Genomic DNA, 14,572 nt, shown 5'->3' on the forward strand with positions numbered 1-14,572 from the left:
GCCCGAAGTACGGCCTGGCGGTCACCGGGCTGGTCCGGCCGGAGGAACTGATCACCCTCGACGCCGGGCGGGCCGGGTTGGCGCTGCGCCGGCCCAGAGGGCCCGGCGCCGCCGCGAGCCGGCCTTCGTGCCCGGACGTGCTCCGGCGGGACGTCTACCCGCCGGATGGCTGCCGGCCGCGACACGGGCTGGGCCATCGTCCGTGCCGGACCGTGCGCCGCCGTCGGCGGCCCGACCCGCGCCCGTCACGGACCTCGCGCCGTTGTCGCTGGCGGGCGGTGCGCCGCCGCTCGAACCGGGCGTTGCGACGTGGGCACCCATGGAGTCCGCCGCGCCGGACTCGGGCACCACGGGATCCGCAGCGGGTGAGGGCGCGGGCACCGGCGGATCGGCGCTGGGCTGCGACCATTCCACGTCGCCCAGCCCGGCCAGGCCGCTGATCGAAGGGCCGATCTCCGCCGCCTCGTCCAGGCAGTGCCAGCAGCCGGCGAGGTGCTGCTCGAACGACTCGCGCTCCGCGTCGTCCAAGGCACCCATCAGGTAGAGGGCCAGCCTCTCCTGATCGGCCGTGGCGTGATCCCCGCCTGCGCGCATCCAGCCCTCTCCTCAACGGGTCGGCACCACGCGGTGTGTCTGTCTGGAGTCCGGGGCGGCCTTGGAATCAGGACGACTCGGTCGAGCCGATCGCGGCGTGCAGTGCGCGTACCGCGTAATAGGCTCTGGATTTTACCGTACCCTCGGGTATCCCCAGCCGCTCCGCCGCCTCGGCGACGGAAGCGCCCCGGTAGTACATCTCGAGGAGCACCGCGCGGTGCTCCGGACTGATCTTCCCCAGCGCAGGACGCACCGCGTGGACGCTCACCACGCGTTCCATCTCGTCGTCCGTGTCGGGGACCCGGTTGAGGTCAGGCAGGCTGACCTCGGGCGGCCGGGCCTGCCGAGCCCGCATCGCGTCGATCGCCACGTGCCGGGCGACCGTGTAGAGCCATGGCGCGATCTTCGACGGGTCGGCGGCAAGCCGCTCCGCGTTGCGCCAGGCGCGCAGGAGCGTCTCCTGCACCAGGTCCTCGGCAAGATCCTGCTGCCCGAGCAGCAGGCGGGTGAGGAAGCGGTGCAGGGGCTGGCGGTACTCGTCGACGATCTGCCTCAGCAGTGCCTCGGCGGCGGACGGCTCGACGGCGGCACTGTCCGAAAGGCACGACCCGACCGACTCGTTGGGCACCGCCGACACAGACCGCCTCCCTGACGGACGGAACGCACCCTGCCAGCCGGGTGGACGTGACGCAGCGGCGTCCTCGCGGCCCTGACCGTGAGCATAGCCGTATCCGTGACGGACTGCTCTTCGCAGGTCGCTCGCCCACCCGGCACCGCACTGACGGCCGTCACTCGAAGCCGATCTCGCCTGACCAATGTGGTCTCCTCTACTGTCGACGACGTGGGCCGGCCCGCGGCCGAGCCGATCGACCCGCCGGAGAGCGGCGCCACCCGATTGACGGCTGCGCACGCCGGCCGGTTCAGCCTCAGGTGGCACGGATCGAAAAAATCCGCGGCGGCCTTGAACGCCGGACGGTGGAGATCCGTCACGACAGGTGTCGCCACGCCGAAAGGGATGGCCCCGTGACAACCGACCTCGTGCCCAACAAGTTCAGATTCGGCCAGACGCCGCGCAGAGTCGTGGCGGCCGTCCTGGCCGGACTGGCGATTCTCTCCGCCGTCGCCGCCACCATCAACTGGGGCGTCGCCTCGGCCCGCGACGACACGGTTGTCGGTGACACGGTCACCGAGAAGCAGATGACAGCCATCGTCGCCGCCGCCCGTTCCTGTCCGGTGCTCACCCCGGCGCGGATCGCCGGGCAGCTCATGGCCGAATCAGGTCTGAACAACCGGGCTCGGAACACCCGCTCGGGTGGTCAGGGCATCGCCGGTCTCGACGACGACGACTGGAAGGCGTGGCAGCCGTGGCCGGACGCCCGACGCTCGGACCTCTCGGCAAGCATCCTGGCGCTCGCCCACCAGCTGTGCGACTTCAGCGGCCAGCTCCGGCTGGCCGGCATCTCCGGTGACCAGTGGCGTCTCTCGGTGGCCGCCTTCCACACCGGGCTGCCCGCGGTCACCGCGGCGAACGGGGTGCCCGCCGATGCCGTCGAGTACGTCGACCTGGTCAGTGGCTACGCCGGGTACTACGGCAAACTGAGGCAGTTCGGCGGGGCCGGCACTCCCGCGCCCACGGTGCCGCCGGCCGCCGACGCGAAGGGAGTTCCCGCCCAGTACGTGCCGCTCGTCGTCGAGGCCGGGTCCGTCTGCGAGCAGGTGACGCCGCCGATGGTCGCCGCCCAGCTGATGGCGCTGTCCGGGTTCGACGCCAACCTGCTCGGCCCGGCCGGTCAGCGAGGCATCGCGCAGTTCGTCCCCGAGGTGTGGCAGGCGTACGGACCGGACGGCGGGTCCGCCTGGGACCCCGCGGTGGCGATCCCGGCTGTGGGCAGCGCGATGTGCGGGATGGTCAAGGAGTTGGCCAACCTCGACGGCGATCCGTATCTGCTGGCGCTCGCCGCCTATCGCAGCGGGCCTACGGCCCTGCGGCAGACCGGCGGCACCTTCGACCAGGGAACCGAAACGTTCCTGCGTGCGGTGAAGGCCCTCACGGACCTCTACACGCTCGACACCCGGCTCGGCAGGCCCGAGCAGGCCGAACCCTCCTCCTCGCCCTCGGCGTCACCGTCGTCCAAGGCTCCCGCACCGGCACCGAGCACGCCGACGGCCACGCCGTCCTCCGAGGGGCGGCCGCCGGCCGCCAAGCCCTCCAGCTCCGCCGAGGCGAAGCCGACCACCGCCGCGCCGACCACCGCCGCGCCGAAGCCGCCGGCCCCGAAGCCGACCCGTCCCGCCGGTGCCAAGCAGATCTTCCACCCGCGTACCGGGCTCTGCGTCAGCTCCGGCAGCACCGGCGACGGGACGCGGCTCACCCTGAAGACCTGCGCCGAGGAGCCGGCACAGTGGTGGGACGTCCGCAACGACGGGACCATCCGTTCCCGTGGTCTGTGCATGGACATCGCCTGGGGCGGCTCCGAGGACGGCACCGCGATCCAGGTGGCCATTTGCAGTGGCAACCCGGCCCAGGACTGGCGGCGCAACGACAAGGGCGGCATCATCAGCGTGCTCAACGGCAAGTCCGTCGACGTGGACATGAACGCCAAGGGCAAGCCGCTTGAGCTCTGGATCTACGTGGCCAACGCCGAGCAGACCTGGCGACTGCGGTAACCGGCGGCTCGGTCGCAACGGCGTAAAGGAAACGGGGGTACGGGCGGCGCGCCGCCCGTACCCCCGTTTCTGCTGCCTGGCGCCGACCGGCGGTGCCGGCGGCCCGTGTCCCAGGGCCTAACCGAAGGCGCGACGGCGGCGGAGCTGGAGCGTCAGGAAGGCGCCACCGCCGAGCAGTGCGAAGCCGAGGAGGACGAGAGCACCCATGCCGCCGCCGCTGCCGCCGCCGTTCGCGCCGGCGCCGACCGGCTGCTCGCTGTCGATGGTCCGGGCGACCGACGCGGCCGGATTGATCATGCCGGAGCCGTACCTGTCGTCGGGGGTCTCGCCTCCCAGCGCGTCGGCGGTGCCCTGGATCCGCTGCTTGACCTGGACGGCGCTCAGCTCCGGATAGGCGGCCCGGACGAGCGCCGCCTGCCCGGCCGTGAAGGCGACGGCGAAGCGTGTGCCCGTGTAGCTCAGCGCGCCGGCATCCCCCGGCCCGATGCTGGTCACGTCCGCGCCGGGCGCGACCACCTCCACCGTGTTCGGCTGGTAATCCTCGACGAGCTGGTTGTCGGCACCGACCCCACCGGCCAGCAGCAGGGCGCCGGTGGCGGCGGGGTCGGTGGGCGACGGCAGCGCGACGGGCTTGGTTGGCGCGCCCGCCACCACGATCACATCGTGGTTGAGCGCGGTGGTGAGCGAGGCAACCACCGCCGGAGCGGACAGGTCCACGTGGGACCCGAGGGCCACTACGGAGGCGCCCGCGCTCACCGCCACCTCGATCGCGTTCGCCGCGTCCGCGGCTCGCCCCTTCCCCGACGTACCGACCATCCGGACGGGCAGGATCGTGGCGTCGGGTGCGAGGCCGCCCGGGGTCTTCGCGGCGCTGGCGTTCGCGGCGATGATGCTCGCCATCGCGGTGCCGGTGCCCAGACAGTCGGTGTCGCCGCGCCCGTTGCCGACGGTGACGTCCGCGCCGACCGCGATGCGGCCACCGAGCTGTTCGAGCCTGCCGTCCACCCCGGAGTCGACCACGGCCACCATGACGCCGTTGCCACGGCTCAGGTCCCACGCGCCGTCGGCCGCCAACCGCAGCTGGGCCCAGTCCGAACGGCTGCTCGACCCGGCGACGGCGGTACAGCCGGCACCCTTCGTGCCGGTCGGCGACGGGCTGGCGCTGGGGCGGGGACTGGGACTGGCGGAGGGCTTCGAGGTGCCGGTGGGCGTGGGAGCCTTGGTCGGTTTCGGCCCGGATGGGATCTGCCCGTGCTTCACCCCCTCGCCGACCGCGTCCCAGGGCAGCACCAGGTGCCAGCCGGGGTTGAGCCGGGCCGGGTCGGTCAGGCTCGCCCCGTCCGGCTGCACCCGTCCGGCGTTCAGGTTGTAGATCTCCGCGGATCGCTCGCCACTGCCGAGAAACCGGTTCGCTATCTCGGCGAGATTCTCCGGCTGACCCTGGTACGCCGCGGCGACGACGTAGTACTTGACGTAGGCCTGCGGGTCCGGCGGGGCTTTCCCGGCCGCCGACGTACCGGCCATCGCCACGACCAGGCAGCCGGCAATCACCACGCCCGCGATCAGGCGTCCAACGTTCGGGCGCTTCGCCAGCACTGACGCTCCTCCTTCAGTTGCGCGCGGCCGATCAGCCCGGCCGACACCCTCTACAGCGGATCAGAGCCGCAGACGTTCAATCCGATCGGCAGAAACGTTCGAACTGACCTGAACCAGAGTCCGATGATCCTCGTCGTGAAGGCGTAAGGGCCACGAGACCGGGCCGGAGCGGACGGTGGTGAGATCGCATGTACGCAACACCCACGACGACGGACGCGGACATCGACAGGCCACCGGCCACCCGCAGCTTCGATCCCCGCCGGCACCGCCGGATCAGCGGTTTGTTCGATCTCTGGCTGGAGCCCGGAGCACACGGTGGCCTGGTGATGCCGCTGAAGCCCGGCCGGCCCCTCACCGCACGGGCCATCACCGACCTGGTCCGGCGCTCCGGCGAGGCCGCGAACGACGTACGGATCCTGACCGCCGACGGCGCCCGGCACACCGAGCTGTTCAGCGAGGTCGCCGGGCTGCTCGCCCACGACGTCCTGGTGAGTCCCGAGGGCGCGGAGATCCGGCACCACCACCGGTCGGGCGGGGACGGGCCGCTGCACGCGGTGCCGCTCGACCGGGAGACCCGCCGTACCAGGGACTGGATCGTGATCCAGCCGCCCGAGCTGGCCACCCCGCTGCCCGGCTGGTTCACCGTGGACCGTGGGCTGGTCCGGTCCCGCAAGGGTGTGGTGGGTCTGCCGCTGCGCGGCGGAGTGGTCCTCGCCACCCGAGCGGACTTCGTCACCCGGCGCGCCACCGCACACCGGCTCGGCGCGGCCCCGGACGGCCTGGTGACCGTCGCGGTCACGGCACGGGCCGGTGGCTTCCTGGTCGGCGACTACGGTGGCACGCAGCGGGTGTACAGCGGCGGCCAGCTCGCCGCCCTCCTGGGCGACCTTCCGCTCTACGGCAGGGAGCTGCGGCTCTGGTTGACGTGGCCGTCCGACCCGGACGAGCAGCAGAGCCTCGGCACGCAGGCGCGGGAGTTGGCCGAGACGACCGGCGCCACCGTCTGGACGCCGCCGCCGGGTGGTAGCGCGGAGCTGGTCGACGGCCGGCAGGACCTGCGCGCCCTCGACTACGCGGGCGAGGCTGCCGAGTGGCAAACCCACCGACCCCGATTCGCCGCCGGTCCACCGACGTTGCGCACGACTCCGGCCGGCCTGCTCGTGCCGGCGTCTGCCCGCCTCAGCATCACGGTAGGCGCCACGCCACCGCCCGACGCCGAACCGCCGGAGCCGGAGCAGCCACCCGAGCCCGCGCAAGAGGCGGAGCAGCCGCCTGGGCCGGCGCTGGCCGTGGAGCAGCCACCCGAGCCGGCACCGGCCGACGCGGGGCCGCCAGGGGAGCCGGCAGCCGTTCCGGTGACCCCGCTCACCCGTCCCACGCTGACCTACGAGGACCGCCGAGCGCCGGCGTACGGGCCGGCGTGGCTGTCCCCGCGACAGCAGGTCAACGCCGAGCAGTTCGAGGCGTTCGTCGTCTCGCCCGACGACGCCCGGTCGATCGCCGACGGCCTGCCCAGTGCCGAGCTCTTCCTGCTCGCTTTCCTTGATCCCAGGTCCGTGCCGGAGGGCCGTCGGCTGCTGCGGGTCAGGGTTGGGCCGGGCGGCGCGATCCCGATGGCGGTACTCCGGGCGCACATGCCCGCGCGCCTACAGCATCTGCGTGGCCTCCGCGAGGCGTACGTTCTGCCGGCGGCGCGGCTGGAACGGGTCTTCACGGTGGACACTTTCGACGTGGACCGCTCGGGTCAGCTGACGCCGGCCGGCGAGTGCGAAGGCGGTTCGTTGCGGATCCGCTGCGCCGCCCCGGCCCGGTCGATCGCTGGCCTGCCCAACGACGTGCGGCGCTGGCCGACCGTCGGCACCCGTCGCGCGTACGCCCTCCTGCCGGCGGACCGTGTCCGCCTGCCGCGCAACTGGCTGCGGCTCTACCGGCACCGGCCGCCGGTCCGCCCGGGACGGCTGATGCTGGAGCTGGGGGTGCCGAGGAACCGCGCCATCGACGTGGCGTCAACGGCCGACCTGCTCGCCCCGCTCACCCTGGTCCGTTCCCGGGCGGAACCGCTGCGCGCCGCGCAGGTAGAACTCATTCTCGGCAGCCGTTCCTACCCACGGGTGCGGCTACGCCGCGTGTACCGCGCCGAGGCGGGCGCCTGGCAGCGCGTACCGCGGCTGCCGAAGGGGCCGCTGCCGGGCGTCCTGCCTCGGCTTCAGTCCCCGGCTGCGAGCTGAACCGACCACCGGCCGTCCGGCACCGGACCGATCACCACCGGTATGCAACGACCACCGGTGGCGGCCGCGAGATCACCCGGCCCGTCCCCCGGTATGCCGGCGATGATGACGACGCACGGGTCGGAGTCACCGTCGCCTGGCTCCGGGAGCCCGGTCAGGCGACGGCAGCCGTTGAAGGTCTCCGCGCCGAGGGCGTCGCCGACCACGGCGACCGTGATCCCGCCGGCGTGCAGCTGCCGGGCGTACGCCGCAGCCAGCCGACGGCACTCCTCGACGACGCCGACCAGGGTGAACACGTCGGGAGCCCGGCCGAGGTCGACCTGGAGTCGCCACGGTCCCTTGCGCCCCAGCACCAGCGGTACCGCCGCCGCGGGTGCCGGCTCGTCGTCGGCGAGCCAGGCGTAGGCGGGCGTCGCCGGGCCGGTCGTGACGCCGGCCAGGCGCACCAGGATCGGGCCGACCTCGGTGAGCACGTCGGCCCGGACGTACGGCACGTCGCCGTCGACCGGCAACGCCGGCCGGGGCAGGACGGCGTCCGTCCGCCTGCCACCACCCACCGGACCGGCCGGCTCCGCCGCTCCCGGCGATTCAGCGGGTGTACGCGTCGACGCCGTGCCGGCGAAGGGAGGCCACTCGGGCGGCGGTTCGGACGGCACGGATAGCCGACTCGGCTTCGCCAGCCGCAGCTGCGCATGCTCCGCCGTCCGCAGGTCCGCCAACCTCCGTCCCGCCGTCCCCTGTTCCGCCGTCCCCTGTGCTGCTGCCGGCCCAGGTGATTCCGGTGACGACGGGACCCGGACCGACGGTGCCGGGACCGGCGGGACCGACACCGGTGGTGCCGGGACCGGCGGTGCCGCCGCAGGTGTGCGAGACGGCGGCGGCCCCGCCGGGGCGGGCAGAGACGTCGATGTGTCCGCCGCGAGGGCGTCGAGTTCGGCCGGGGTCGGCGTGTGGTGCCGTTGCGGCGGCCAGGGACCGTCGTCGAGAGCGACCGAGCGCATCTGGCGTACCCGCCGGGGCAGCACCAGGATCGCGACGACGGCGAGCACCACCGCGAGCGCGCCCGCGCCGACCCGGATCAGGTCGACGTCGAAGCGACCCGGTCCGAGCGGTTCGGACTCCGACGGGGGGCCGGCGGCGGCCGGGGCCACCGGGCTGTCCGCCGGACGCGGCGGGGCGGTGCTCGGCGGTGGCTGCGGTGTCTCGTCGCTCGGCGAGGACGGTGCGCTCGGCGACGGCGACGGCGCCGACGGCGCCACCGTGCTCGGCGACGGTCGGGGGGTCGGCGGCCCGATCGCCGGGAGCGCGCCGGTCCGCACCCCCGGACCGTCGGCGTCACGTGGCAACACGAGAATCCAACCGGGTGCGAGTTCGACGCCGTCGGTGAAGGTCGCGCCATCGGGCTGTTTCCGGCCCCGGTTGAGCTCGATGATTTCGCGGAACCGGTTCCCGTTGCCGAGGGTGAGTAGGGCGATGCTGTACAGGTACTCCCGTTGACCGTTGACCGGCGGCCCGACGACGTAGTACTTGCCGGTCCCCTCGGGCACCGCGGCGGTGGCCGGGGTGAGCGGCACGAACAGGACCGCCAGCAGCAACGGCAGGGTCCACCAGAGCGCCACCGTCTGTCGGCCGCCGGCTCGCCGCGACCACGGCAGTCGCGCCACCGTACCCGACGTCGCCGCCCGGCCCCGAGCACCTGACTCCATTCGCATCCTTCCGTCCCGTTCCCGGTCCGTCGTGGCCCTCAGCGGCCGACCGTGTGCCAGGTCTGGTTGGCCTGCCCGGGGGCGCATTCCCAGATCTGCAATGGGGCGCCGTTGCCGGCGTTCCAGTCGCGCACGTCGACGCACTTGCCCGAGTGCGGATTCCGCAGCATCCCTGCCTCGGCGACCCATACCTGGGCCGGTCCCCCGTTGCAGTACGCGAGCTGCACCTTGGCCCCGTTGTCCCGCGACGTCCAGGCGACGTCCATGCACTTGTCGAGCACCACCAGTGAGCCGTTGGGGCCGAGCGAGAACCGTTGTGCCGGGGTGCCGTTGCACCTCCACAGCTGCAACTGCGCACCGTCGGCCGAGACGCCGCCTGGCACGTCGATGCACTTGTCCACGTATCCGCGCAGCGCGAAGTCGGCGGAGTGCGGGGCGTTCGGCTTGTCGGCGGGCGGCGCGGCCGAGGATCCGCCGTTGCGGAAGGTCACCACGAAGTCCGCGCACCCGGGGCAGCTGAAGACGGTCTCGTTGCCCGGGACCCGGTCATGAGTGGACCACAGGTACGCCCGGGGGCCGAAGGGCCGCAGCGCGGCGGTGTAGGCGCTCTCCGCGTCCCGGTTGGGGTTGACGCAGTTCACCCGGTCGCCGCGTCGCGGATCACGCACGGCATGCGCCTCAGGGCAGGCTGCGAGCAGCTGCCCGCCGGAGCAGTCCCACCTGACGCAGCTGCCTGCCAGCGCAGAACGGGGAGCGCCCGGCGTGTCGATCGTGATCGTCAAGGACAACGCGTCGACGTAGCTGACGTTGTACCAGGGTGCCGCGGGGTTGTTCTGGTCGAAGTTGAACTCGGCCAGGCTCACCGGCTCCGCGCCCCGCTCGCAACGGTCCGGGAAGGCGCCACAGTCACCCACGAGACACCTGAACGTGCTGCCGGGCTCTCCGCTGCACCGTTGCCGGGCGAAGAATCTTCCGCGCCAGTGGTCCGGCTGGTCACCGTCCGGGATGACGATGGTCCTCGACTCGCCCGGGCGCAGGGTGGGCAGCCCGCTGATCCTTCGCGATCCGTCCCCGCTCTCGCCCGCGCCGATCCACAGCGTCTCCCCGGTCGCGTTGGTGAACGTCACCCGTTCACCGGCGACGGCGACGGAACTGCTCGACATGACCACGATCAGGCCGAGAGCGAGCGCCACGACGGCGACGAGTGCGATTCTTCTGCTCATCGCGGCTCGGCGGATCGGGAACGAACCAGTACTCAAGGTCATGTAGCCCTCCATCGGCCTGACGGGCGGACGCACCGGGTCCGCGGACGTGTGCGGCAGGCGCACGCCCGCATGACGGCGCGGGACGGCTGCTGGTTCACCGGCCGCTGGTTCAGGTCGGAAAACCCGGGCACGCACAGGTCTTCACCGCAGGTCGTCTCCTCGTCACGGCACGCCGGCCGAAGCGAAAGGCTGATGGTTCCACGACGGTCCCGACCGCCGTTTCGTTCAGCCGGGCGGGCACAACCCGATCAGAGATCATGAACCACTACCATCCTGCTGTGTCGATTGCGACCGGGCCTGGCGCCCGCCGAGGTCTGCTCGACGTGCTCCTCGACGCCGCCGCCCGAACGCCCGACCAGGTCATCGTGCATGTGCGGGAGGACGGCACCGAGCGTACGGTCAGCTTCCGGCAGCTACGGGACGAGTCGCTGCGGGTGGCCGGCGGCTACCGCGCTGCCGGGGTGGCACCGGGTACTCCGGCGCTCCTGCTCGCCGACGCCGGGGACGACTTTCAACCGATGTTCTGGGGTGCGCTCGCCGCCGGACTGGTGCCGGTGCCGTTGCCGCCCGAGCCGAGCCGGGTACGGGCGGTCCGGGACCTGCTCTCCGACGCCGTGGTGGTGACCGACGACGCCACCGCCGCGGCGGCGGACGGGCTGCCCGCGCCGGTGTTGCGGCTGGCCGAGCTGCGCGCCGGGATCCCACCGGACGACCTGCCGACGCCCGCCGGGGACGACGTCGCCTTCCTGCAGTTCTCCTCCGGCAGCACCGGCGCGCCCCGTGGGGTGGAGCTGACCCATGACAACGTGCTGGCCAACCTGGAACAGGCGCGGTTGGCCACCGGCGCGCGCCCGGATGACGTCCTGGTGACCTGGATGCCGTACTTCCACGACATGGGACTGATCGGCACCCACCTGGCTCCGCTCGCCGTCGGTCTCAAGCAGGTACGCATCGGTCCGCTGGCGTTCGCCAAACGTCCGGCCGTCTGGTTCACCACCGCCCACCGGCACCGGGCCACCCTGCTGTCGGCGGCGAACTTCGCGCTGGCCCTGGCGGTGCGCCGGGTGCCGGCCGAGACTCTCGCCGGCCTCGATCTGAGTCCGGTGCGGTGCGTGGTGGTGGGGGCCGAGCCGATCTCCGCGGCGGTGTGGCGGTCCTTTGTGGCGCACACCCGCCCGGCGCGGCTCGACCCGGCCGCCCTGCGCCCGGTGTACGGGCTCGCCGAGGCGACCCTCGCGGTGACCTTCCCGCCGCCCGGGGAGGTGGCCGCCCCCCTGGTGCTGGACCGGGCCGAGTTGAGCCGGGGCCGGGCGGTACCGACGCACCCCGGCCCGCACGCGGTCGAGCTGATGGACCTGGGCCAGCCGGTGACCGGCTGCGCGGTGCGCATCGTCGACGGCCACGGCCGGCCCCTGGCCGAGCAACGCGTCGGCCAGATCGAGGTGAGCGGCCCGAACGTGGCCCGGGGCTACCACCGGGCGCCGCAGGCCAGCCGGGAGACCTTCGTCGCCGGCTGGCTGCGTACCGGCGACCTGGGTTTCCTGCGCGACGGGCGGCTCTGTGTCACCGGCCGGGCCAAGGACGTGGTCTTCGTCAACGGCCGCACCTTCCACGCCACGGATCTGGAGTCGGTGGCCGTTGCCACCCGTGGCCTGCCGGGCGATCTGACGGTGGTGGTCGGCGCCACCGACCCGGACTCGGGTGGCGAACGGATCGTGGTGTTCGTGCCGTGGGCCCGCCCGCCGGCCGAGGCGGCCGGGGTCCTGGCCGCGGTTCGGGCGCGGGTGGCCGAGGCATGTGGCCACGACGAGGTCCGGGTGCTGCCGCTGCCGCCTGGCGCGTTCGCCCGGACCACCAGCGGGAAGCTGCGCCGGCGCCGGATGCGCGAGCGGTACCTGGCCGGCGACTTCGCCGACCGGGAACGGCGCTGGTGCGTACCGGCCGACCGCATCCCGGCAGACAGTGCGCCGGCCCCTGTCCTTCGGCTGCCGGCCGCCGCCGACGGGCCGTCCCGGCGGGAGCTCGAAGAGCTGATCCGGCAGGTCTGGGCCCGGGTGCTGGACCGGCCGCCCGCCACGATCGGCCTGCACGACCGGTTCCTGGCCATCGGCGGATCGTCGCTGAAGGCGATGGAGGTGCTCGCCGGGCTGGAGGACGCCCTGAGCGCCACGTTGAACCCGGCGGACCTGCGGGACTGCGCCACCGTCGCGGCGCTCGCCGACCGGCTGGCCGCCGGGTCAGTCGTCCGACCGGCCGCCGCCCAGACCGGTCACCACGGCGGCGGCGGATCAGTGACCCTCGCGGTAATCGGGATGGCCTGCCGATTCCCCGGCGCGGACACCCCGGAGGAGTTCTGGCAGCGGCTGGTCGACGGCGTCGACGCCGTCGGCCCGATCCCGGCGCACCGGTGGACCCCGTCGGGGGACACCGCACGGTGGGGTTCCTTCCTCGACGACCCGATGCTCTTCGACGCCGGGTTCTTCGGCCTCACCGCACAGGAGGCCCGGCTCACCGACCCGCACGCCCGGCTCTTCCTGGAGATCGGGTACGAGGCCCTGGAACGCGCCGGGTACGCCGGACCTCGCCGGCACGGCCACCGGATCGGCGTCTTCGCCGCCGTCGGCGAAAGCGCGTACCCCGAACTGCTGGCGGCCGACGGGCCGATCGGCGGGGCGGCGATGCTGGTCGGAAACCTGCGGAACCTCGTGCCGGCCCGACTGGCGCAGGCCCTGGATCTGACCGGGCCGGCATTGGCGGTGGACACGGCGTGCTCGTCGGCGCTGGTCGCGCTGCACCTGGCCGCCCGCAGCCTGGCCGCCGGGGAGTGTGACGTCGCGCTGGTGGGCGGGGTGAATCTCAACCTCACCGAGACCGGGTACCGGATGCTCGACGCCGCCGAGGCGCTCTCTCCCACCGGGCGTTGCCGGGCCTTCGACGCCGACGCCGACGGTTTCGTGCCCGGCGAGGGCGGCGCGGCGCTGGTGCTCCGCCGGGCCGACGACGCGCACTCCGACGGGGACCCGGTGCTCGCCGTGGTCGCCGGGACCGCCGTCGGCAACGACGGACGCTCGCTGAGTCTGCTCGCGCCGAACCCGCACCGGCAGTGGGAGGTGATCGCGGAGGCGTACCGGGAGGCGGGTATCGACCCGACGGAGGTGTCGTACGTGGAGGCGCACGGCACCGGCACCGAACTCGGCGACCCGGTGGAGGTCCGGTCGCTGGCCACCGCGTACCCACCGCCCGCCGACGGGGTGCCGCGCGGGCTGGGCTCGGTGAAGACCAACCTCGGCCATCTGCTCAACTCGGCCGGGCTGCCCGCGCTGGTCAAGGTGGTGCTGGCGCTGCGGCACCGGTACCTGCCGCCCTCCCTGCACCACGCCCGGCCGTCCGCCCGCTTCGACCTCGCCGAAGCCGGCTTCGCGGTGGTCACCGAGGGGAGGCCGTGGACCGCACCCGGCCCGCTGGTCGCCGGGGTCAACGGGTTCGGTTTCGGCGGGACGAATGCGCACGCGGTCCTGCGGGAGGCCCCGGCCGACCCGCCCCGCAGCGCCCCGGCCGAAGCCGGATGCCACCTGGCCACGCTCACCGCGCACTCGGCGTCGGCGCTGCGCCAGGCAGCTCGGGAACTCGCCGCACACCTGCGCGCCCATTCGGAACTCACCGAGGCCGACGTCTGCGCCAGCGCCGGTACGGCCCGTGACGACGCCCCGTACCGGCTGGCGGTGGTCGCCGACGGGGACCTGGCCGGACGGCTCGACGCCGCCGCCGACACCCCCGCCGACGAGCCGGTCGGCCGGCGGCCCCGGACCGTGCTCGTCTTCGCCGACGGCGGCGCGGCGCTGCCGGCAGCGGCCGTGCGTGACCTGCACGACCGGCTGCCGGTCTTCCGGGACCTGCTGGCCGAGGCCGCCGCCGCGCGGGTGGCGGGACGTCCGCTGCTCTCCTGGTGCCTGACCGGCGCGGCGCCGGATCCGCAGGTCGCGGGGCAGGTGGCGGTCGCGGTCGGACTCGCCCTCGCCGGTCAGCTCGCCGCCTGGGGCGTGGTGCCGGACACCACCCTCGGGTACGGCGTCGGTGCCCTCGCGGCAGCCGCCGCCCGCGGCGAGTTGGACCCGGCCGAGGCCGTCCGGCGGGCCGGTGCGACCGCACGATCGGCGGAGCCGGCGTGGCAGGCGGCGCTGCGGCGGTTGCGCCACGACGGCTACGACACCGTCATCGACCTGGGGGCGGGCCGCCGGCTCCGGGCCGCGTTGCAGGCCACCGACGATGACGGCGGCGATCCGGTACGGGTGCTGACGGTGCTGGATGCCGCGGCGCAGCCGGGTGCCGGCGCCGGGGCGCTGCTGGCGGCGGTGGGACGGCTGTGGACCCTCGGTGGACCGCTGGACCGGGCCGCCCTGTACGCCGGCCGGCGGCGGGTGCCGGTGCCGACGTACCCGTTCCAGCGGCGGTCGTACCCGCCGTCGGCGCGAAGCCGCCCGCGGTGACGTAACTGACCCGGTGGCCGCGCCGGACC

Annotated in this window: 8 protein-coding genes; 3 read left to right on the top strand and 5 right to left on the bottom strand. The window is 73.8% G+C overall.

What is annotated here, in order from left to right:
* Positions 1-51 precede the first annotated feature (51 nt).
* Positions 52-594, bottom strand: a complete 543-nt coding sequence (locus AB0M52_RS17940; RefSeq protein WP_363954549.1) for a zf-HC2 domain-containing protein — start codon at positions 592-594, stop codon at positions 52-54.
* 67 nt (positions 595-661) lie between these two features.
* Positions 662-1,231, bottom strand: coding sequence for a sigma-70 family RNA polymerase sigma factor (locus AB0M52_RS17945; RefSeq protein ID WP_363954551.1), 570 nt, complete (start codon positions 1,229-1,231; stop codon positions 662-664).
* A gap of 386 nt (positions 1,232-1,617) precedes the next feature.
* Here AB0M52_RS17945 and AB0M52_RS17950 point away from each other — a divergent pair, with 386 nt between their 5' ends.
* Entirely contained in the window at positions 1,618-3,261 is a 1,644-nt protein-coding gene (locus AB0M52_RS17950) for a ricin-type beta-trefoil lectin domain protein (protein ID WP_363954553.1), read from the top strand.
* Positions 3,262-3,378: 117 nt separating this feature from the next.
* On the opposite strand, the gene AB0M52_RS17955 is transcribed toward AB0M52_RS17950, so the two are convergent.
* Complete coding sequence (locus AB0M52_RS17955) at positions 3,379-4,857, bottom strand: S8 family serine peptidase (protein ID WP_363954555.1); 1,479 nt, start codon at positions 4,855-4,857, stop codon at positions 3,379-3,381.
* Between the two features lie 188 nt (positions 4,858-5,045).
* Here AB0M52_RS17955 and AB0M52_RS17960 point away from each other — a divergent pair, with 188 nt between their 5' ends.
* Complete coding sequence (locus AB0M52_RS17960; RefSeq protein ID WP_363954558.1) at positions 5,046-7,085, top strand: hypothetical protein; 2,040 nt, start codon at positions 5,046-5,048, stop codon at positions 7,083-7,085.
* On the opposite strand, the gene AB0M52_RS17965 is transcribed toward AB0M52_RS17960, so the two are convergent.
* Complete coding sequence (locus AB0M52_RS17965; RefSeq protein WP_363954560.1) at positions 7,064-8,791, bottom strand: hypothetical protein; 1,728 nt, start codon at positions 8,789-8,791, stop codon at positions 7,064-7,066. The two genes, AB0M52_RS17960 and AB0M52_RS17965, sit on opposite strands and share 22 nt — an antisense overlap.
* A 38-nt stretch (positions 8,792-8,829) precedes the next feature.
* On the bottom strand, positions 8,830-10,014 hold the full coding sequence (locus AB0M52_RS17970) for a ricin-type beta-trefoil lectin domain protein (RefSeq protein WP_363954562.1): 1,185 nt from the start codon (positions 10,012-10,014) through the stop codon (positions 8,830-8,832).
* Between the two features lie 320 nt (positions 10,015-10,334).
* Between AB0M52_RS17970 and AB0M52_RS17975 the strand changes: the two genes are divergently transcribed.
* Positions 10,335-14,543 carry a beta-ketoacyl synthase N-terminal-like domain-containing protein gene (locus AB0M52_RS17975; RefSeq protein WP_363954565.1) on the top strand — a complete coding sequence of 1,403 codons (4,209 nt, stop codon included), beginning with the start codon at positions 10,335-10,337 and terminating at the stop codon, positions 14,541-14,543.
* Positions 14,544-14,572 lie beyond the last annotated feature (29 nt).

This window comes from Micromonospora sp. NPDC051296, assembly GCF_040682255.1.
Taxonomy (GTDB): Bacteria; Actinomycetota; Actinomycetes; order Mycobacteriales; family Micromonosporaceae; genus Micromonospora; species Micromonospora craterilacus.